19 protein-coding genes are annotated in these 19,311 nt (G+C 68.8%); 9 read left to right on the top strand and 10 right to left on the bottom strand.

The window, feature by feature from the left end; translation table 11 throughout:
• The first annotated feature begins 55 nt into the window (after positions 1-55).
• From F8M74_RS12720 to F8M74_RS12710, 3 genes are all read left to right on the top strand, one after another.
• Positions 56-607, top strand: a complete 552-nt coding sequence (locus tag F8M74_RS12720; RefSeq protein ID WP_141257046.1) for a glutathione peroxidase — start codon at positions 56-58, stop codon at positions 605-607.
• 95 nt (positions 608-702) lie between these two features.
• The gene (locus tag F8M74_RS12715) at positions 703-2,211 is read left to right on the top strand and encodes an HAD-IG family 5'-nucleotidase (RefSeq protein WP_141257045.1); all 1,509 of its coding nucleotides are present in this window, start codon (positions 703-705) and stop codon (positions 2,209-2,211) included.
• A gap of 150 nt (positions 2,212-2,361) precedes the next feature.
• The gene (locus F8M74_RS12710; RefSeq protein ID WP_141257044.1) at positions 2,362-2,859 is read left to right on the top strand and encodes a hypothetical protein; all 498 of its coding nucleotides are present in this window, start codon (positions 2,362-2,364) and stop codon (positions 2,857-2,859) included.
• Positions 2,860-2,920: 61 nt separating this feature from the next.
• Here F8M74_RS12710 and fghA read toward each other — a convergent pair whose 3' ends face one another.
• From fghA to F8M74_RS12685, 5 genes are all read right to left on the bottom strand, one after another.
• Positions 2,921-3,772 (bottom strand): S-formylglutathione hydrolase, encoded by an 852-nt coding sequence (fghA, locus tag F8M74_RS12705; RefSeq protein ID WP_141257043.1) that lies wholly within the window; start codon positions 3,770-3,772, stop codon positions 2,921-2,923.
• Positions 3,773-3,774: 2 nt separating this feature from the next.
• Complete coding sequence (locus F8M74_RS12700) at positions 3,775-4,884, bottom strand: S-(hydroxymethyl)glutathione dehydrogenase/class III alcohol dehydrogenase (protein ID WP_140869303.1); 1,110 nt, start codon at positions 4,882-4,884, stop codon at positions 3,775-3,777.
• A gap of 43 nt (positions 4,885-4,927) precedes the next feature.
• The gene (gene frmR / locus F8M74_RS12695; protein WP_141257042.1) at positions 4,928-5,203 is read right to left on the bottom strand and encodes a formaldehyde-responsive transcriptional repressor FrmR; all 276 of its coding nucleotides are present in this window, start codon (positions 5,201-5,203) and stop codon (positions 4,928-4,930) included.
• Between the two features lie 201 nt (positions 5,204-5,404).
• Positions 5,405-6,934 carry a hypothetical protein gene (locus F8M74_RS12690; protein ID WP_228565728.1) on the bottom strand — a complete coding sequence of 510 codons (1,530 nt, stop codon included), beginning with the start codon at positions 6,932-6,934 and terminating at the stop codon, positions 5,405-5,407.
• A 158-nt stretch (positions 6,935-7,092) separates the two neighbouring features.
• Positions 7,093-7,602 (bottom strand): hypothetical protein, encoded by a 510-nt coding sequence (locus tag F8M74_RS12685; RefSeq protein ID WP_141257041.1) that lies wholly within the window; start codon positions 7,600-7,602, stop codon positions 7,093-7,095.
• A 635-nt stretch (positions 7,603-8,237) separates the two neighbouring features.
• Here F8M74_RS12685 and F8M74_RS12680 point away from each other — a divergent pair.
• The gene (locus F8M74_RS12680) at positions 8,238-8,465 is read left to right on the top strand and encodes a hypothetical protein (RefSeq protein WP_141257040.1); all 228 of its coding nucleotides are present in this window, start codon (positions 8,238-8,240) and stop codon (positions 8,463-8,465) included.
• Positions 8,466-8,525: 60 nt separating this feature from the next.
• Here F8M74_RS12680 and F8M74_RS12675 read toward each other — a convergent pair whose 3' ends face one another.
• Positions 8,526-9,185: a hypothetical protein gene (locus F8M74_RS12675; RefSeq protein ID WP_228560931.1), complete on the bottom strand. Its 660-nt coding sequence runs from the start codon at positions 9,183-9,185 to the stop codon at positions 8,526-8,528.
• 163 nt (positions 9,186-9,348) lie between these two features.
• Here F8M74_RS12675 and F8M74_RS12670 point away from each other — a divergent pair, with 163 nt between their 5' ends.
• A complete protein-coding gene (locus F8M74_RS12670) occupies positions 9,349-9,750 on the top strand; it encodes a hypothetical protein (RefSeq protein ID WP_141257038.1) in 402 nt (133 codons plus the stop codon).
• 420 nt (positions 9,751-10,170) lie between these two features.
• Here the strand turns inward: F8M74_RS12670 and F8M74_RS12665 are convergent, their stop codons facing one another.
• The 4 genes from F8M74_RS12665 to F8M74_RS12650 form a co-directional block, all read right to left on the bottom strand.
• Positions 10,171-10,725, bottom strand: coding sequence for a hypothetical protein (locus F8M74_RS12665; RefSeq protein WP_228560933.1), 555 nt, complete (start codon positions 10,723-10,725; stop codon positions 10,171-10,173).
• Positions 10,726-10,748: 23 nt separating this feature from the next.
• Positions 10,749-11,126: a hypothetical protein gene (locus F8M74_RS12660; protein WP_141257037.1), complete on the bottom strand. Its 378-nt coding sequence runs from the start codon at positions 11,124-11,126 to the stop codon at positions 10,749-10,751.
• Between the two features lie 3 nt (positions 11,127-11,129).
• A complete protein-coding gene (locus F8M74_RS12655; RefSeq protein ID WP_141257036.1) occupies positions 11,130-12,026 on the bottom strand; it encodes a hypothetical protein in 897 nt (298 codons plus the stop codon).
• Positions 12,027-12,147: 121 nt separating this feature from the next.
• Complete coding sequence (locus tag F8M74_RS12650; protein WP_141279447.1) at positions 12,148-12,969, bottom strand: protein-glutamate O-methyltransferase CheR; 822 nt, start codon at positions 12,967-12,969, stop codon at positions 12,148-12,150.
• A 133-nt stretch (positions 12,970-13,102) separates the two neighbouring features.
• Here F8M74_RS12650 and F8M74_RS12645 point away from each other — a divergent pair, with 133 nt between their 5' ends.
• The 4 genes from F8M74_RS12645 (at position 13,103) to F8M74_RS12630 (ending at position 19,197) form a co-directional block, all read left to right on the top strand.
• Positions 13,103-15,160 (top strand): M3 family metallopeptidase, encoded by a 2,058-nt coding sequence (locus tag F8M74_RS12645; protein ID WP_163884412.1) that lies wholly within the window; start codon positions 13,103-13,105, stop codon positions 15,158-15,160.
• 405 nt (positions 15,161-15,565) lie between these two features.
• Complete coding sequence (locus F8M74_RS12640; protein ID WP_228560941.1) at positions 15,566-17,107, top strand: DUF1592 domain-containing protein; 1,542 nt, start codon at positions 15,566-15,568, stop codon at positions 17,105-17,107.
• Positions 17,104-18,444, top strand: a complete 1,341-nt coding sequence (locus F8M74_RS12635) for a DUF1552 domain-containing protein (RefSeq protein WP_140795964.1) — start codon at positions 17,104-17,106, stop codon at positions 18,442-18,444. Before F8M74_RS12640 ends, F8M74_RS12635 begins: the two co-directional genes overlap by 4 nt.
• Positions 18,445-18,522: 78 nt before the next feature.
• A complete protein-coding gene (locus tag F8M74_RS12630) occupies positions 18,523-19,197 on the top strand; it encodes a CAP domain-containing protein (protein ID WP_141258995.1) in 675 nt (224 codons plus the stop codon).
• Positions 19,198-19,311 lie beyond the last annotated feature (114 nt).

Here is a 19,311-nt window from a genome sequence, read left to right as displayed (position 1 = left end):
TTCTGGATTTTATAATCTCCCCGGCCTGCCCCCCCGAGCGGTTATAGGGTGCGGCATGAGCCAGAACCTCTACGACATTCCCCTCAAGTCCATCGACGGTGCCCCGCAGTCGCTCGGCCAGTTCAAGGGCAAGGTGCTGCTGGTGGTCAACGTGGCCTCCAAGTGCGGCCTGACGCCGCAGTACGAAGGCCTGGAGAAGCTCTACGAGCGCAAGCGCGCCGAGGGCTTCGAGGTGCTGGGCTTCCCGGCCAACAACTTCCTGGGCCAGGAGCCGGGCAGCGAGTCGGAAATCAAGGCGTTCTGCTCGCTGACCTACGACGTGAAGTTCCCGCTGTTCTCCAAGATTTCGGTGGTGGGCGAGGACAAGCACCCGCTCTATCACGCGCTGACGGGCGCCATCCCGGACGCCGTGGGCGAAGGCCCCATGCGCAGCCGGCTCCAGGGCTACGGCATCACCGCCAACCCCGTGCCGGAGGTGCAGTGGAACTTCGAGAAGTTCCTCGTCGGGCGTGACGGCCGCGTCGCCGCGCGTTTCGCGCCGGACGTCGCCGCGGACGATGCGCGTCTGCTGTCCGCCATCGACGCGGAGCTCGCGAAGCAGGCCTGACCCGGCCGGGGTGCCGCTGGACTTCTGCCGTCCAGCGGACGGGCCCTGACGAAAGCAGTGACTTTTCGCGCGCTCCGGGGCAAGCCAGGGGTGCCATGAGCACGTTCATTCCTGGTCCCCCGCCCGAGCGCGGACTGTTCTGCAACCGCACCCTCAACCTGCGCGCCATCAAGGCGGTGGGTTACGACATGGATTACACGCTCATCCACTACCATGTGGAGGCGTGGGAGCGCCGCGCCTACGAGCACATCCGCGACCGGCTCGTGGAGCAGGGCTGGCCGGTGGCGGACCTGTCGTTCGACCCCGAGCTGCCGATGCGCGGCCTCATCATCGACACGGAGAAGGGCAACCTCCTCAAGGCCAACCGCTTCGGCTTCGTGAAGAAGGCGCTGCATGGCACGCAGGCCATGAGCTTCGAGACCCAGCGCGACGAATACGCGCGCACCATCATCGACCTGCATGAGCAGCGCTGGGTGTTCCTCAACACGCTCTTCTCGCTATCGGAGGCGTGCATCTACGCGCAGCTCGTGGACCGGCTGGACGCCGGCCAGCTCCCGGGCCCCATGGGCTATTCGGACCTCTACGAGCACGTGCGGAAGAACCTGGACGCCACGCACATGCAGGGGCGGTTGAAGGCGGAAATCATCGCCGACCCGGAGCGCTACGTCATCGACGACCCGGAGACGCCGCTGGCCCTGCTGGACCAGCGCAACGCCGGCAAGAAGCTGCTGCTCATCACCAACAGCGAGTGGGCCTACACCGAGCCCATGATGCACTTCGCCTTCGACCGGCACCTGCCCGAAGGCATGACGTGGCGGCAGCTCTTCGACGTGGTGATTGTCTCCGCGCGCAAGCCGGAGTTCTTCACCACGCGCTCGTCGCTCTTCGAGGTGGTGGAGTCCAGCGGCGAGGCGCTGCTGCGTCCGCACTCGGGCCCCTTCAAGCCCGGCACGCCGTACTTCGGGGGCAGCGCGGTGGAGCTGGAGCGCCACCTGGGCCTGAGCGGTGACCAGATTCTCTACGTGGGCGACCACATGTTCGGCGACGTGCACGTGACGAAGAATGTGCTGCGCTGGCGCACGGCGCTCATCCTGCGCGAGCTGGAGGACGAGGTGCGCTCCATCGCCTCATTCCGCGCCACGGAGTCCCGGCTGGCCGAGCGCATGGTGGTGAAGGAGCGGCTGGAGGCGGAGAACTGCCAGATTCGCCTGGAGCTCCAGCGGCGGCGCTTCCAGTACGGCCCGCGCACGGACACGCCGTCGGAGGCGGAGCTGGTGGCGCGGCAGGCCACGCTGCGCACGGAGTTGGAGGCGCTGGACGCGGAGCTGGGGCCCCTGGCACGCGCGGCCACCGAGCTGTCCAATCCCATCTGGGGTCTGCTGACGCGCGCGGGCAATGACAAGAGCCACCTGGCTCGGCAGGTGGAGCGGTACGCGGACATCTACACGTCGCGCGTGTCCAACTTCCTGTTCGCCACGCCCTTCGTCTACCTGCGCAGCCCACGCGGCAGCCTCCCGCATGATCCCAGCCTGCCCGGCGGCACGCCCGTCTTCGGCGCCAGCGAGGCCGGCGGCGGCATGTCCGGCATGGACGGAGGGGAGTAACCACCCCCCTTTGGGACTCGGCGGCATGGGGCCTCCCCGTGCCGCTGGCGTCCTACCAATCGGGGTGGCAGTGTAGATCCTCGGATTCATTGAACTTTCGTTCAGTGCCCCTCCGAGGAGAGAGCAGGCAGGCATCCCCCTCCACAGGGCATGTCAGACCGCCCCGGTATGAGTGCTCTTGTGAGCCACTCGACCACGAACAGCTCTTCGACGCGCGTCCTCGAGCAGCGCAACCTGCTTGGGGGCATGGACCTGCTACCGGTGCTGGGCGGCAAGGGCCGCAAGCGCGCCCGGCGCTTCCACGTCGCCTCGGAACGGCGGGTGGGGTTCGCCGCGGCGCTGGCGCTGGTGGTGGAGCATGGCAAGCAGAAGGCGAAGGAGACGGGCGTCACGTCCCTGAGCCGCTGCCCGCGCTGCGGCCACATGGGCCCCACGGCGCAGGACTTCGGCTACCGCACCATGCGCGGTGAGCGCCGGCCCCAGTCCTGGTGCCGCGGCTGCCGTGGCCTGCACCTGGAGCCCACGGAGACGGCGCGGACCAGCAACACCGCCCCGCGCAGCGCGGACGGCTGGCTGTTCCCGCCCGAGAGCACCACCAGCACCCGCCCGCCCCGGCGTGGCAAAGGGTCGTCGACACAGTCCCGCTGAGACACGGCCAGCCCCGACATGTCACGTCGGGGCTGACCGGAACCCGGGATGACCGTCGCGACTACGAACGCGCCTTCTCGGAACCGACAAGGGCCTTCGCGTGGTGCGCGAAGTGGTCCGCGAGGAAGGTGGCGATGAAGTAGTAGCTGTGGTCGTACCCCGCGTGCCGCCGCAGCGTGAGCGGGTGGCCCGTGGCCTCACAGGCGGCGGCCAGCAGCTCCGGGCGCAGCTGGGTGGCGAGGAACTCGTCGGCCTCTCCCTGGTCCACCAGGAGGGCCAGGCGCTCCTTCGCCGTCTTCACCAACTCGACGGCGTCCCAGGCCGCCCACGCGTCACGGTTGTCGCCCAGGTAGGCGGTGAAGGCCTTCTGGCCCCACGGCACCTGTGAGGGCGCGACGATGGGGGAGAAGGCGGACACGCTGCGGTAGCGACCCGGGTGGCGCAGGGCGGTGACGAGCGCGCCATGACCGCCCATCGAATGGCCGAAGATGCCTCGCGCGTCCGTGGCCGGGAAGTGCTGCTCCACCAGCGCGGGGAGCTCCCGGGCCACGTAGTCCTGCATGCGGAAGTGCGGCGCCCAGGGGGCCTGCGTGGCGTCGAGGTAGAAGCCCGCCCCCTGCCCCAAATCGTAGGCAGCGTCATTGGCCACCGCGTCGCCGCGAGGACTGGTGTCAGGCGCGACGACGATGAAGCCGTGGCGCGCCGCGTGCTCCTGCGCGCCCGCCTTGGTGATGAAGTTCTGCTCGGTGCAGGTCAGGCCGGAGAGCCAGTACAGCACCGGGCAGCGCTCGCCGCGCAGCGCGGCCTCCGGCAGGTAGATGCCGAACCGCGTCTCGCCGCCCAGCGCGGAGGAGGTGTGCTTCCACACCTCCTGCCGGCCGCCAAAACTCGTGTGGTGTTCGATGCGTTCCATGGTCAGTAGCGGACGACGGTGCGGATGGACTTGCCCTCGTGCATCAGGTCGAAGGCCTCGTTGATGTCGGTCAGCGGACGCGTGTGGGTCACGAACGGCGCGAGCTGAATCTTCCCGGCCATCGCGTCCTCCACCATGCCGGGGAGCTCCGAGCGGCCCTTCACGCCACCAAAGGCGGTGCCCTTCCAGGTCCGGCCCGTGACGAGCTGGAACGGACGGGTGGAGATCTCCTGTCCCGCGCCGGCCACGCCGATGATGATGGACTGGCCCCAGCCGCGGTGCGCGCACTCGAGCGCGGCGCGCATCACGCCCACGTTGCCGATGCACTCGAAGGAGTGGTCCACGCCCCAGCCCGTCATCTCCACGATGACCTGCTGGATGGGACGGTCATGGTCCTTGGGGTTGACGAAGTCGGTGGCGCCGAAGGCCTTCGCCAGCTCGAACTTCGCGGGGTTCGTGTCGATGGCGATGATGCGACCCGCCTTCGCCATCTGGGCGCCCTGGATGACCGCCAGGCCGATGCCGCCCAGACCGAACACCGCCACCGAATCCCCTTCCTGCACGCGGGCCGTGTTCTTCACCGCGCCCAGGCCCGTCGTCACGCCGCAGCCCAGCAGGCAGACCTGCTCGGGGTTGGCGTTCGGATTGATGCGGGCCAGCGACACCTCCGCCACCACGGTGTACTCGCTGAAGGTGGAGCACCCCATGTAGTGGTAGACGGGCTTGCCGTTGTACGAGAAGCGCGTGGTGCCGTCTGGCATCACACCCTTGCCCTGGGTGGCACGCACCGCCACGCACAGGTTCGTCTTGCCGGACTTACAGAACAGACACTGACCGCACTCCGCGGTGTAGAGCGGGATGACGTGGTCGCCGGGCTTGACGGACGTCACGCCCTCGCCCACCGCCTCCACCACGCCGGCCCCCTCGTGGCCGAGCACCACGGGGAAGAGGCCTTCTGGATCATCCCCGGAGAGGGTGAACGCGTCGGTGTGACAGACGCCCGTGTGGGTGATGCGGACCAGGACCTCGCCCTTCTGCGGAGGCGCGACGTCGAGTTCGACGATGCTCAAGGGCTTTCCGGCTTCGAAGGCGACAGCGGCACGGGACTTCATGAGGATGCTCCTGGGGCTAGGGGATGAAGGCAGGGACTCCCGCTCACTTGAGATAGGTGCGGACCAGCGTCGTCATGTCCCGCACGCGCTGGGCGTGGCGCGGATCCTCGTCGGACTCCGGGCCGAACTCCTCTCGGATGTGTGACTCCAGCACCTCGGACATCAGTCCGTTGATGGCGCCCCGGATGGCAGCGAGTTGCTGGAGGACCGTGCCGCATTCGGCTCCGGACTCCAACGCACGCTCCAGGGCTTCGGTCTGACCGCGGATGCGGCGGACGCGGAGCAGCGCCTTCTTCTTCTCTTCCGGCGAGTGGGGCATGGCGGTGACGGCATACTGGATGGGAGTATCCTGCCGCGGCGGATATATACCCCCGGGGGGTATTCGACAAGGAAGGAATGAAGGCGTCCTCGGTGAACGGCGCGGAGACTGCGTCGGCCTTCTTGAAGGTTGCCCGCGGAGCCCCACTGACCATCCCCTGGGGAGAGGCCACTCGTGTCGAATGGCCTCTTCGGGGTCCAGTTACTGAATCTGCTTGATGAGCAGCGAAGCGGAGACGGCGCGCGTTCCGCCAGCGAGGGGCGTAATCGTCAGTGCCGGTGAGTTCCCCGCGGGATTGCGGACGGTGAGAATCGAGTTCGCCGAGGTCGTCGTGATCAAGACGTGGTTCATGATTTGAGATGTTCCGGTAGCGCGTCCAGCCACGGTGCTGATCTGCTCCACGACCCCCGAACCGCTGTCGAGCCCGAGGATGAGTTGTCCGGCCTCGCTGACGCTCACCTGCCAGGAGATTTCGTAGACACCAATCGCGGGCAGGATGAACTCGTTGGCGCTGGCCCGACTGATTCCGTTCGTGGCGCCATCGCGAGGGAAGTCCACCGCGGACGCGGCCGCAACGGTCGCCGCGTTGTCGGGCGGCATCAGGGCATAGAAGTACCCGAAGGCCAGGGCGTCACCGGCAGGTCCCGGAGCCCCATTGCAGACATAATTGACACCCGACGCGGAGGTGTACTGGATGCCCCCATATGTGCAGTTCGCCCCGGGGGGCTCGGACGCACCGACCACGGACTGCCCCGCGGGCCCCGCCGGTCCGGTGGCGCCCGTCTCACCAGCAGGCCCCGCGGGCCCAGCGGGCCCCGCCGGTCCGGTGGCGCCCGGAGGCCCCGTCGGGCCGGTGGCGCCCGTCTCACCAGCAGGCCCAGCAGGCCCCGCAGGCCCCGCCGGTCCGGTGGCGCCCGGAGGCCCCACTGGGCCGGTGGCGCCCGTCTCTCCGGGAGGCCCCGCCGGCCCCGCCGGCCCCGCCGGCCCCACCGGGCCCTGGGGTCCAACGGCGCCAGCGGGTCCCGTTTCACCGTCACAGACGTAATTGATTCCAGACGCGGACGTGTACTGGATGCCACCATTGGGGCAATTCGCCCCGGGCGGCTCGGGCACCCCCACCACGGACTGCCCCGCCGGACCTGCTGGGCCCGTGGCGCCCGTCTCTCCGGGAGGACCCGCCGGACCTGCTGGGCCGGTGGCACCCGTCGCTCCGGGAGGACCCGCCGGACCTGCTGGACCCACCGGACCGGCGACGCCGGGCACCCCCTGCGGACCAGCGACGCCTGGCACACCTTGAGGCCCCACGGGCCCTAGCGGCCCTTCCTCGCCCGCCGGTCCCTGGGGCCCCGGGGGGCCCTGCTCGCCGATGCAGGTCTGGGGCGGACAGAGCGGCAGGCAGACGACGCGAGCCCGGCATTGCGTCTCACCATCGTCCCAGGACGCGGAGAACACGTTGTCGATGAGCTCATCGTTCGAGCCGTCAGCCAGCGCGAGCTGCTGGCACTCCTCGAACGAGTTCACCGTGACCGTGTAGCGCTCTGTATAGGATTCTCCGACGGCCAGAGTGTAAGGCGGCGTCCGCGTGGGTACCCAACCGAATGCATCGGTGAGCAGTCGATCCTCCACCGCATCGACCTTCGACGCACCCGTTTGGTGCACATTGCGCACCTTCATCGTCCATTCGAGTGTCGCCGGGTACGACTGAATCTCGTAGATGAGCTCACCATTCACTCGCTTGTCGCATGCCAATTCGTGCGCAAGCGCGACATTGCCCGTGAGCAGGCCCGCTGTTGCCAACAACCATCCCAAACGCATACTTCCCCCCATCTGCCTTCCTTTGCCGCTTCAATTCGAATTCACAGCACGTGGTCGTGATGCTTGAGGTCTTGTCAGTAGCGAACGATGAACTCCGGAAGCATGAAGACCTGTTCGCCGCGGTCGACCAACGAGCGCGCGATGTCGATCTCGAGCACGACCTTGCCGCGCTTCCGGATCTGCGCGGCGTCCGCGATCAATGAGACCGGTGGCCCACTCAGGTCGAGCAATTGCGACTTCCCGTTGCGCTCCACAATGCCTTCCGATTGAAATTTCAACCTGAGCCCGACCTTGCGCGCGTCGACAGGGAGGTCAAACGTTGTCACGGCCCACGCATTCTGATCGTTGCCGAGATCAATCTCACTGCCACCGATCCGAGACGGGAGCGCGTTGCCATCGACCGTCAACTCGAGCGCGGCGACCTGCACGCGCACCGGCCCCGAGGCACGGACGCCAAGCACCCGCACCGCGACGGTCTGCGCCGTATTCTCCTCCACGGGGTCGAGCGGCGGCGTTTCATCATCCTGGGCCTTGCCGCAGGCAATGATTGTCAAAGCGAGCGCAAGGCCGATGCACTTCTTCATTGGGTCCCTCTCCTGTCGACCGAACAAGCGGTCGTGCGCATGGCGAGAGCACCCCTTGTGCCAGTGGATTTCATGGTCCGGCTGAATGGCGAGTATCGGGGCGAGGACGGTTGCCGACTCCCGCCGGACAGGTGACGCCGGTCGTGAAGGGAAACCGCATGCTACTCAGGGGGCCAAAGCTTCACATTCCTAGTAATGATTTCCACAGACCACGAAGTGGCACATCCCTTGCGGTGGACTTGAGTACAGCGCTGGGCTGCGAAACAGGTTGTCTCAAGCGAACGTTCAAGTCCGACCCGGGGTGACGGACGGAGGGCGCGGGGCCCTCATGAAGCACCGCAGAAGGCGGTACGGCTCGTGCGCTGACGTGAGCCTCCCGGGGTGGCCATCAACCCGTCGGCCCACACACCCCTCAACGAGAGTGCGCGGCAACACGCGTCCGGAAGACGGAGGGGTCCAGTGCACCTCCGCCTCCCGACAGGGGAGGCAATGACCTCCGCCGTCCCACGGAGGGGGATGGAAAAGCCGTGGCGCCGTCCTTACCTCACCCGCAGGGAGGCAACATGGCCGTTCGGACGATAGTGGCAGGCATCAAGAACAGGCGGCGGGTCGGCGCGCACGGAGCCCAACCGAGCGTGCAGGCCAGCAAGGGGCGCAAGACGCTGCCCCACGATGACGCGGCCGTGCTGCGGCGGCAGAAGACGCTGGAGCGCGTGACGCTGGGCCCCGCCGCCGAGGCACATGAGCCCAAGAGCCATCGGCGACGCGCGACGACGCTCAAGGGCCGCAAAAAGTCCCCCAGCGAGATGAACGTGAAGCACCTTGGCGGGCCGAAGAAGCGCCTGCCTCTTCATGGCGGCTAGCACGTACACGTCGTGACGCGGCCCCTGCCCCGCAACCTCCGGGCAGGGGCCGTGCCCGTTTCAGGGGCCCGGTGGCCACAGCGCGCTGGCGCCAGGGTCCTCCGCCACATAGACGGCCCACACGCGCTCTCCTGGGCGCCGCAGCAGGTCCAACGCGTGCGGTGAAGGCAAGCCCCCTTCGACGCGCTGGCCATGCACCGTGAAGACGTAATCGAGCTGCACCAGGCGGCCGGCATGCAGCGTGGGCGCCACCTGACGCTCCACCCGCGTGATTTCAGCCGCCGCCGGCAGTCCCCAGACCAACGCCTTCAACTGGCGCTGCTGCTCGCGCCGCAGCGCCACCGGCCAACTTGTGCGCCGGAACAACAGCCCCATGCCGATGAAGATGACGGACTGAAGGAGCAGGGGTCGCAGGAAGAACAGCCCCACCGGGAGCAGCATCACCCCCGCCCACAGGGCCAACGTCCCCAGCATGTAATGCTTGTGCAGCTTGGGCCGCGAGACGGCCGCGCGCTGGGCCCGGGTCAACCGACGCGGTGGCAACGGAGGCGGCGGACCTCGCGCGGCGCTCAAGGCCGCCTCCAGGCTCGCGCCACACCTCATACAGCGTGCCTCGGCGCCCACCGTGACGGCGTGCCCGCATCCAGGACAGACGATGCGGAACTCGCTCGACTCAGGCGAGAGGTACGGCACGTCCAGGACGATTCCACCGCGGCGCATGGCGCCACCATCGGAGCACCTCGCCCCGCGCCGCCGCAACCCGTCCCGGGATGCCATGACGGACGTTCCACGACACCACCAGACTTGGGCACCGGGGCCCGGCTGCTCCACTGCTCCCTGGCATCCCTCACCCGGCATTCCTACCTGTGTCGCTGGAGGTCGCATGCCAGAGAAGAGTCAGACGGAGCGCGTGAAGCGCGCGAAGCGGCAGGGAACGACGTTGGAGCTCAAGCCCTCCGACATGCATCTCGCCAGCGCGGACAGCGCGCACAAGGCGAAGAAGAGCGGCCGGCGGGCCCTGGGGAAAAGGACCTTCACGGACCGCAGCGTCAGTCCCCGCCACGCGCCGGGAACGGGCCTCACGGCTAAAAGCCGCAAGCTGCCCGAGCCGGAGCCGGGCCAGAGCAGCACCTCGCGGCGCAAGACGCTGCCGTCGGCGGCCGCCGTGGCCTACCGCAAGGAGGGCCGGCCCAAGAAGACGACGGGGAGAGGCGACACCCCTCCGCTGAAGGCGGGCAAGGTCTACAAACGCGCGGGCGCGCGGAAGACGAGCATCCGCGCCTGAGGCCCTTCCAAGCCTGGAGCCATGCGCGATGAGTCATGACTCCAGGCCGAGGAAGGCGCCGCCAGGGCCTACGCGGCGTCCAGTCCTACGGGGGGCAGCGCGGCGGCCCTCCGTGGCCTCGACATGCTCGTTGCCACGCGCACAGTGACGGCGCGAGGCGCGGCACGTTGGCCTGGAACCAGTTCCGCCAACCCGCGACCAACGAGGACCGCCCCTTCTCCCTGCATCAGGGCCGTCGCCGACCGGCACGACTCTCTCACCAACGCGGTGTTCATCGACGAGCTCCGCGCCCTGCTGATGCGCTACCTCCAGCCCCCGACTCAAGACATTGGGCGAGGAAAACCCGCCCGTTCACGAGCCCGTGGCCGGACCTCCGCGCGAGCGGTGTAGCCCACCCGCGGCGTCCGTTCTCCCTGCCGCTCATTCCGTGGGGGCGACGCCGTTCACCACCGTGGCCAGCCTGCGAACCTCGTCGTGCAGCTCGCGCAACTGCTCCAGGTTGCGCTGAAGGAGCACGTCGAGCTGCTCGCCCCGCCGCACGTCGCCTTGTGCCGCGGCGGCCTCGCGCTCGCGCGCCAACCGCACCACGTCTCGCTCCACCAGCGCCGCCAGCCGCGCCGTCTTCTCCAGCTCCCACTGGGCGGTCTGTGGCAGCTCAGGCTCGATGTCGTCGTTGTCCTCAGGCGGAGGAAAGGACACCTCTGGCTCGGGCACCATGGGCTCGGGCGCCATCCGTGCCACCGTGACCTGGGGCGTCTCTTGCCGAGGCGCGGGAGCGGGAGGCGCCACCGTGTGGGCCTTCACCGGCACCATACGAGGGGGCTGCGCGGGTGGAGGAGGAGGAGGAGGCACGGCCATGGCGAGCAGCGCGGCGGGCAGCGGCTCCGGCTCGGGCTGGGGCCAGAACTCCACGGCACCCAGTGCCACGGCGAGCACGCCCGCACCGGTCAGAATCAAACGGTAACGAATCCGCATGGCCCCCCTCCCCGCCCCGGCGCTCAGAAGCGCACCCGCCAGTCGCCGTCCTGGCGCTCCACCCGTAGCAACCACGGTGCCGGACGCTCGCGCCCACCATGGGCCACCCGGGCCTGCACGAGGACGGCCTCGGCGTCGCGCCCGTCCACCGTCGATTCGACAATCCCCACCAGCGTGAGGCCATGCCCCCGCAGCTCACGCACCGTCTCCAAACAGGGGCGCGCGCTTCCCCCCGTGGCCAGCAGCGGTGCCAGGACCTCGCAGTCGCCCGCGGGCAGCGCCGAGAAGAAGTGGCGCACCACCGCCTCCGCGGCCCGCGTCTTCGACGCGTCGGAGGAACACCCGAGCGCGGCCAGCATCAGCCACCCCATCCACCTCACTGGCGCGGACCGTCGCGACATGGCTCAGTAGCAGTTGGGGGCGAACAGCTCGTCATCCACGGCGGCGGCGAATTGGTCATTGCACCAGCCGCTCACCAGGATGTGGCCATTGCGCACGCAGCTGTCGTGGTTGGTGGCGTCCACCGTGTACTGGGTGTCCCCGCCGCACGTGCTGCCGCAGCGCCCGAAGCAATTACCCACCACCTTCGGCCGGTGCCAGTGGTTGGGCGAACCGCAGTGCCAGGTATCGCCGGCCAGAAAGAACTCGTCCCCGTTGCAGGAGTAGTGGTCACCGAGCTGGGCCAACTGCTGATTGCCGGGCCAGTCGAAGCCGCCCCGGTCGCAGTCGTGCGTCGCGTGGGCGTACCAGTTGTAGCGCCCCTCGCAGCTGCCCGAGTTGCGCCCGTTGCACTGCGCATAGCTGCACAACATCGTGTAGCCACGCCCCTTCTCGCCCATCACCGCGCGCCGTAGCCCCACGGTGTCCGGATACTGGGACCACACGCTCACCGCGCGGCGCAGGTACATGGCCGCGGGGGCCGCCGCGTCTCCGGTGGGCAACGCCTCATCGAGCTCGCGATAGAGGGCGGTAAGCAGCGCGCGGTCCGCGACGCCCATCTGCGCGTCCGCGGCATTCGCCTCCGCGAAACCATCCAGCGTGGAGACGCCGCTGGCCGGCTCCATCAACCCGGTGAGCGTCAGCCCGCGCAGCCGGACCTCCAGCCGGTACACCCCTGGCTCCACCTCGTGAGAGGAGAACGTCACCGTCTCGTCCTCATGGACGAAGGTGCCCCGGGTGCCTCCTGGCGTGGCAGAGAGCAACAGTCCCGCCTGCCGCGAGCGGAGCTCGTCGCCCGTCTTCGCGGCGCCGCCACACGCACACGCCGCCAGCACCACGATCCACCACAGCTTCGTGCGCATCCTCGGATTCCTCCGGCCAGGAGCAGGCCCCAGTCCTCCTTCCCGCTCACGTCAGGGGAGCACGGCCCAGCGAAGCCGGAATGCTGGCACCAGACAGATTCGTGGACAAAGCCCGGCGGTCTCAGACATCTGTCCGCGCGAAGACAGGCAGCGGGCCGGCGGCGCGCGTCAGGCCGAAGTCTCCTTCGGGCAGGGACTCATGGCCGCCAATCACCAGCAGCCCGCCAGGGACCAGCCGCGCCACCAGCCGTGACAGGACCTCGCGTTGAAGCGGCGGCGCGAAGTAGGTGAAGGCGACGTTGCGGCACAGCACCAGGTGGAAGGGCCCGTCGGGCATCTGGGAGCGCAAGTCCTGCTGGAGGAAGTCCACCGCCCGCCGGTACTCCGGCGCCAGGCACGGTTCGTCGCCTGGCCCCGGAAAGGCACGCTCCGCCCACGCACGAGGCAGCTCGCGCAACGCCCCGCGCGGATAGCAGCCCCGCGCCGCCCGCGCGAGCAGCCCCGCGTCCGCATCGGAGGCCACCAACGCCAGTCGCGCTCCCGGGAATCGAGGCTCGAGCCCCAGTTGGAAGAGCACCGACAGCGTGTAGGGCTCCTCGCCGGAAGCACAGCCCGCGCTCCACGCCCGCAACGTGGCCTCGCCCCGGGAGCGCAGGGACTCCAGCCGGGCGGGGAGCAAGTCATGGCGCAGCACCTCGAAGACGTGCGCGTCCCGGTAGAAGCGGGAGATGGTGACGCGGCACAGCGCGTCGAGCACGTCCCACTCCGAGGGCTCTGCCTCCAGCCGGGCGCGGTAGGCCCCGACGTCTGGCAGGCCCAGCGCCTTCAGCCTGCGGCCAATGCGCTTGCACACCTGCCCCCGGACGCGCCGAAAGCCCTCCCAGCGAAGGCGCAGGCGGGGCGCGGCCCACTGCAACAGCTCCACGCATTCACGGTCCGTCATCGGGTCGGCCTCCTCCTGGATGTCGGCACGGCCGCCGCGTCCGGGCAAGGGAAGGCCGCCTGCACCGAGCGGAGGCGGACGGGATGTGGCATGACGCTCCGGCGTTTTCCTTGGACCCCGGAGGAACCCACCCTTGAAGAGACTGAGCGCCCTCACCCTCTCCGCGGCACTGGCGTCGGCCGGCTGCACGCACACCCCCGCCGCGGCCCCCGAGCCCACCGCGCAGCAGGCCCCGGCCCCCGCCGCGCCCAAGCCCGTGCCGCCTCCCGTAGGCGCCAGCGTCCTCTCCGGCACCCTGGCCGACTTCACCGCCGCGTGTGACGCGGACCTCGAGCGCACCCGCGCGCAGGTGTCCGCCATCAAGGCGCTGGATGCGCGCAAGGACGGCCAGGCCGTGCTCGCCGCCTATGACGAGGCCCTGGGCTCGCTGCTCGCCGCGGCCAACCGCTCCAGCCTCGCGCGCGAGGTGCATCCGGAGGCGGCCTTCCGCGACGCCGCGCGCGAGTGCGAGCAGCGCGTGGACTCCGCCAACGTGGCGCTGTCCCAGGACCGAGGCGTCTATGACGTGCTGGCCGCAGTGGACCTGTCCAGCGCGGACGCGGCGACCCGGTACTGGATGGACCGCGCGCTGCTCGACTTCCGCCGCGCCGGCGTGGACCGCGACGATGCCACCCGCGCCAAGGTGAAGTCGCTCAACGAGGAGCTGCTCAAACTGGGGCAGCAGTTCAGCAAGAACATCGCCGAGGACGTCCGCAAGGCGACCTTCAAGCCCTCCGAGCTGGACGGCCTGCCGGAGGACTACCGCAAGGCGCACCCGCCGGGCGCGGACGGGCTGGTGGTCATCACCACCAACTACCCGGACTACTTCCCCTTCATGACGTACGCGAAGAACGCGAAGGCGCGCGAGAAGCTGTGGCGCACCTACCGCCAGCGCGCGTACCCCGCCAACCAGGACGTGCTGGCGCAGCTCATCGCCAAGCGCCACGAACTGGCCACGCTGCTGGGCTACGCCAACTGGGCCGCGTACACCACCGAAACGAAGATGACGCGCACGCAGCAGGCGGCCGCGGACTTCATCGACCGGCTGGGCGTGGCCACCGAGGCCCGCGCGAAGCAGGAGTACGCGCAGCTCCTGGCCCGCAAGCAGAAGGACGTCAAGGGAGCCAAGGTGCTGGAGCCCTGGGACCAGGACTTCTACGAGGACCGGCTGCGCGCGGAGCGCTTCAGCTTCGACTCGCAGGCGGTCCGGCCCTACTTCGAGTACGGCCGGGTGAAGGCGGGGGTGATGGACATCACCTCGCGCATCTGGGGCATCACCTACAAGCCGGTGAAGGACGCCCGGGTGTGGCAGCAGGAGGTGGAGACCTACGACGTGTTCGACGGCGACACGCTGCTGGGCCGCATCTACCTGGACATGCATCCGCGTGACGACAAGTACAAGCACGCGGCGCAGTTCGACCTCGTCGCGGGCCAGGCCGGCAAGCGCTACCCGGAGGCCTCGCTGGTGTGCAACTTCGCGCGCCCCGGCGAGCTGATGACGCACGACGAGGTGGAGACCTTCTTCCACGAGTTCGGCCACCTGCTGCACGCCATCTTCGGCGGGCACCTGAAGTGGGCGGGCATCGCGGGCACCCGCGTGGAGTGGGACTTCGTGGAGACGCCGTCCATGCTGCTCCAGCAGTGGGCGGGCAACCCGGAGGTGCTGAAGGAGTTCGCGAAGCACCACGAGACGAACCAGCCCATCCCCGCGGAGATGGTGGAGCAACTCCGCGCGTCGAAGGAGTTCGGCCAGGGCCTGTGGGCGCGGCGGCAGCTGTTCCTGTCCGCGGTGAGCCTGGACTACTACTCGCGTGAGCCGGGCTTCGACACGACCGAGGCCTTGGTTGCCCTGCAGACCAGGCTCAGCCCCTTCAAGCACGAGCACCGTGACGGCACGCACTTCGAGGTGGCCTTCGGGCACCTGGATGGCTACTCGGCGGCGTACTACACGTACCTCTGGTCCTCCGTCATCGCGAAGGACCTGGAGACCGAGTTCCAGAAGAAGGGCTTCCTCGACCGGGAGACGGCGATGAAGTACCGCCGCACCGTGCTGGAGCCCGGCGGCTCCAAGCCCGCCGCCGAGCTGGTGAAGGACTTCCTCGGGCGCGAGTACGGCTTCGACGCGTACCGCGCGTACCTCGACGCGAAGTAAAGAGCCCGCGGCATCCACGCGAACGCAGCTTGCACGCCGCAGGCTGCGTTCGTCCGCGGTTCTCTCGCCGGGAACTTCGCTACCCAGTCGCGCCAATCTCTTCCCAGCGCGCTTCCGGGTAGCCAACGCTGTCCTGCCCCCTGAAACAATAGAGAGGTCCAACAGGCGACGTGCCTGGGTGGAGAGCACATTGCTACGGCTTCAGCTGTCCCGGCTTCGGATGGGGCAGTGTGGAGGGGGGTAGCCGACGTGACACCCATGCATCGACGAAGAGGGGGCTGGCTCTTCCTTGCGGGCGCAAGTCTCGCCCTGCTGGCGACCAGCTGCACCGATGACGGCCCAATAGCTCGGATCAAACCCGACGAGGAGGTACCAGGAGAACCGGGTCCACCGGGGCAGCCCCCGGTGGCAGGCGAGTGCGAGAACGCGCCCCAGAATCCGGGACGCGTCACGCTCCACCGTCTCAACCGCGCGGAATACAACGCCACCGTGCGGGACCTGCTGGGAGATACCACCCAGCCGGCCAAGGACTTCCCTATCGACGACCACGGCTACGGCTTCGACAACATCGCCGACGTGCTCTCGCTGTCGCCGCTGTTGATGGAGAAGTACTCCACCGCGGCGGAGCGGCTGGTGAATGACGCCTGGACGCGCGGCGCCTTCAACTCCTGCGCGCTGGACCCGCTCAACCCTGCGCCGTGCGCGCACGAAATCCTCTCCAACTTCGCCCGCCGCGCCTGGCGCCGGCCGGTGCAGCAGGAAGAGGTCGACAAGCTGATGACCTTCGTCAACCTGGCGAGCCAGCACGCGGACCCGCCCGAGGTGGGCGTGAGGCTGGCCCTGCGCTCGGTGCTCGTCTCACCGCACTTCCTCTTCCGGGTGGAGAAGAACGCGCCGCCAGGAAGCACCGAACCGTACACGCTCGACAACTTCGAGCTGGCCAGCAGGCTCTCCTACTTCCTGTGGAGCAGCATGCCGGACGACGCGCTGTTCGCCGCCGCCGAAGCGGGGAAGCTGAGCGACCCCGCGGAGGTGGAGGCCCAGGTGCGGCGCATGCTCGCGGACCCGAAGGCACGCGCGCTGGTGGAGAACTTCGCCGGCCAGTGGCTCTTCACCCGCGCGCTGGGTACCGCCGTTCCGGACGGCACGCTCTATGGCGCGTTCAACGAGGAGCTGCGCGCCGCCATGCGCACGGAGACGGAGCTCTTCTTCGCGGAGTTCATCTCCGGCGACCACAAGCTGAAGGACCTCATCGACGCGCCGTTCACCTACGTGAACGACCAACTGGCCGCCTACTACGGCCTGCCATTGCCCGGCAGCCCCACGCACAAACGCGTGGAGCTCACGGGCCACCCGGAGCGCAGCGGCATCTTCGGCAAGGGCTCGCTGCTCATCGTCACGTCCAACCCGGACCGCACCTCACCGGTGCAGCGCGGCGTCTGGGTGTTGGAACAGCTGCTGTGCTCGGCGCCGCCGCCACCGCCGCCGGACGTGGAGAACCTGCCGCCGCCCATCACGCCGGACATGACGATGAAGGAGCGCATGGCGCTCCACCGCAGCGCGCCGGCGTGCCAGGGCTGCCACCGGCTGATGGACCCGCTGGGGCTGGCGATGGAGAACTTCGACCCCATTGGCCGCTGGCGCCTCCAGGAGGTGAGCGGCGCGCCCGTGGACGCCACGGGGGACCTGCCCGACGGCGCCATCCTCGCCGGTGTGCGCGACATGCAGAGCTACCTGAAGAAGGACCCGAAGCTGACCAACTGCATCACCGAGCACATGCTCACCTATGCCACGGGCCGTGGCCTGAGTGAGGCCGACCACTGCGCGGTGAAGGATGTCGCCGACAAGGCCGAGGCCCGCGGTGGGCGACTCGTCGACTACATCCTCAGCATCGTCTCGAGCAGCCACTTCACGCAGCGTGGCGCCGAGGAGGAGCAGACGCCATGAGCAAGAAATTCAGACTCTCGCGACGGACCGTCTTGCGGGGGACGGGAGCGCTGATGGCGCTGCCCCTGTTGGAGCAGATGCTTCCCCGCAACGCGCATGGCGCGCCGGGCACCGTGCCCCGCAGACTGGCCGTCTTCTACACGCCCAACGGCATCCACATGCAGAAGTGGACGCCCACGATAGAGGGCCCCGCGTGGGAGCTGACGCCCACGCTGGAACCCCTGGCGGCGGTGAAGAACGACCTGCTGGTCGTCACCGGCCTGGCGAACCAGCCCGCCTTCCCGGATGGTGACGGGCACCATGCCGCCGCCACCGGCGCGTTCCTGTCCTGCGCCAAGGTGTACAAGACGGAGGGCAACAACCTCCGCGTGGGCATCTCCATGGACCAGGTCATCGCCAACCACATGACGGCGACGCGAGCCACCCGCTATGGGTCCATGGAGCTGGGCATCGACGCGGGCCGCGGCATCGGCAACTGCGACTCCGGCTACGCGTGCCCGTATGCCAACAATATCGCGTGGTCGGGGCCTCGAACACCGGTGGCCAAGGAGACCAACGCGCAGGCCGCGTTCAACCGGCTCTTCGCGGGCGGCATCCCCGGAGAGACGCAGGCACAAATCGAGAAGCGGCGCGCGTACGGCAAGAGCATCATCGACGTCGTGCGCGATGACGCCACCGCGCTGAAGGGCCAGCTGGGCACCTCGGACCTGCAGAAGCTGGATGAGTACTTCACCAGCGTGCGGGAGTTGGAGAAGCAGGTGGAGGACGTGTCCGTCCCATCCATGACCTGCGCTTCGGGAGCCGCGCCCATCGTGTCCGAGGACCCGACGGCGAAGACCAAGGCGATGATGGACCTCATCATCCTCGCCTTCCAGTGTGACCTCACCCGGGTGGCCACCTTCATGCTGGCCAATGCGCGTGCCAACAAGGTCTACCCCTTCCTGGGGCTCAGCGGCGCACACCACACGTACTCACACCACCAGAAGTCGCAGTCCAACTACAAGGCGCTCGCCACCATCGACAAGTGGGAGGTGACGCTCCTCCAGTACCTGCTGGAGCGCATGAAGTCGGTCATCGAGGTCAACGGCCTGTCGCTGCTCGACAACTCGATGGTCTACTTCTCCAGCGAAATCGGCGACGGGGACTCTCACAACCACGTCAACCTGCCCATCATCCTGGCGGGCAGGGGCGGCGGCGCGCTCACGCCGGGCCGGCACATCGTCTACCAGCAGGACCCGCTGGCCAACCTGTACATCTACCTGATGCAGGCCATGGGCGTGCCCAACGTCACCACCTTCGGTGACGACGGGACGGGCCCGCTGCCGGGCCTTGTGTAGCCCCGGCAGTCCCGTGCGCGGCGGAGCATGCGAGGCGGGCGGCCCACCGCACGCAATGCCCCGCCGCGCACGCTTCACATGCATGAGCGGGCGTCCTGGCGCATCATCCCCCTCATGCCTTCCTTCTCCCGCGCCTCCCGCTGGTCCGCCTTGCTCCTGCTGCCGCTGCTCGGCTGCGGGAGCGGTGGCACCCAACAGGGGCGGCGACAGAACGCCACTTCCCGGCAGGCCGTGGCCTCCAGGCAGCCCGCCGCGTCCGCGAAGCCGAAGGAGCCACGCGCGGCCCCTCCTGATGCGCAGGACTTCTCCCGCGACATGGTGGCCGCGCACAACCTGGCGCGCTCCCGGGCCCAGCCCGCACCCAAGCCCGCGCTGCCGCCGCTGGCCTGGTCCACCCAGGCCGAGCGCAAGGCCGCGTCCTGGGCGAAGGCCTGCAAGTTCGAGCACAACCCGAACCGGGGCGACTTCGGAGAGAACCTCGCCGCCGCCACGCCCGGCGCGTGGACCACGTCCCAGGTAGTGAAGAGCTGGGCGGACGAATCCGCAGACTACGACTACCGGCGCAACACCTGCCAGAAGGGCAAGGTGTGCGGGCACTACACGCAGGTGGTGTGGCGCAAGACGACAGCCGTGGGGTGCGCCACGGTGATGTGCAACAAGAACTCACCGTTCGGCGCGAAGTTCCCTACCTGGCAGCTCTGGGTGTGCAACTACGCGCCGCCGGGCAACTGGGTGGGTCAGCGGCCCTACTGACCGCGTCTCACGGGGCCGGTGTGTCCCGGGTGCCGGACACTCACGCGGCGGGAGGTGACGGCCCTCCGCCTGGCGGCGGATAATCCCCCCACTGGCTCTTATACACATCTGACG

Origin of the sequence: Myxococcus sp. CA023, assembly GCF_010998615.1 — a bacterium.
Classification (GTDB): Bacteria; Myxococcota; Myxococcia; order Myxococcales; family Myxococcaceae; genus Myxococcus.
This window is presented reverse-complemented; position numbering and strand designations above follow the sequence as displayed.

Excerpts from the sequence above, each read along its gene's own strand:
- F8M74_RS12720 (WP_141257046.1), top strand. The coding sequence starts at position 56 with ATGAGCCAGAACCTCTACGACATTCCCCTCAAGTCCATCGACGGTGCC.
- F8M74_RS12715 (WP_141257045.1), top strand. The coding sequence starts at position 703 with ATGAGCACGTTCATTCCTGGTCCCCCGCCCGAGCGCGGACTGTTCTGC.
- F8M74_RS12710 (WP_141257044.1), top strand. The coding sequence starts at position 2,362 with ATGTCAGACCGCCCCGGTATGAGTGCTCTTGTGAGCCACTCGACCACG.
- fghA (WP_141257043.1), bottom strand. The coding sequence starts at position 3,772 with ATGGAACGCATCGAACACCACACGAGTTTTGGCGGCCGGCAGGAGGTG.
- F8M74_RS12700 (WP_140869303.1), bottom strand. The coding sequence starts at position 4,884 with ATGAAGTCCCGTGCCGCTGTCGCCTTCGAAGCCGGAAAGCCCTTGAGC.
- frmR (WP_141257042.1), bottom strand. The coding sequence starts at position 5,203 with ATGCCCCACTCGCCGGAAGAGAAGAAGAAGGCGCTGCTCCGCGTCCGC.
- F8M74_RS12685 (WP_141257041.1), bottom strand. The coding sequence starts at position 7,602 with ATGAAGAAGTGCATCGGCCTTGCGCTCGCTTTGACAATCATTGCCTGC.
- F8M74_RS12675 (WP_228560931.1), bottom strand. The coding sequence starts at position 9,185 with ATGCGCCGCGGTGGAATCGTCCTGGACGTGCCGTACCTCTCGCCTGAG.
- F8M74_RS12670 (WP_141257038.1), top strand. The coding sequence starts at position 9,349 with ATGCCAGAGAAGAGTCAGACGGAGCGCGTGAAGCGCGCGAAGCGGCAG.
- F8M74_RS12665 (WP_228560933.1), bottom strand. The coding sequence starts at position 10,725 with ATGCGGATTCGTTACCGTTTGATTCTGACCGGTGCGGGCGTGCTCGCC.
- F8M74_RS12660 (WP_141257037.1), bottom strand. The coding sequence starts at position 11,126 with ATGTCGCGACGGTCCGCGCCAGTGAGGTGGATGGGGTGGCTGATGCTG.
- F8M74_RS12655 (WP_141257036.1), bottom strand. The coding sequence starts at position 12,026 with ATGCGCACGAAGCTGTGGTGGATCGTGGTGCTGGCGGCGTGTGCGTGT.
- F8M74_RS12650 (WP_141279447.1), bottom strand. The coding sequence starts at position 12,969 with ATGACGGACCGTGAATGCGTGGAGCTGTTGCAGTGGGCCGCGCCCCGC.
- F8M74_RS12635 (WP_140795964.1), top strand. The coding sequence starts at position 17,104 with ATGAGCAAGAAATTCAGACTCTCGCGACGGACCGTCTTGCGGGGGACG.
- F8M74_RS12630 (WP_141258995.1), top strand. The coding sequence starts at position 18,523 with ATGCATGAGCGGGCGTCCTGGCGCATCATCCCCCTCATGCCTTCCTTC.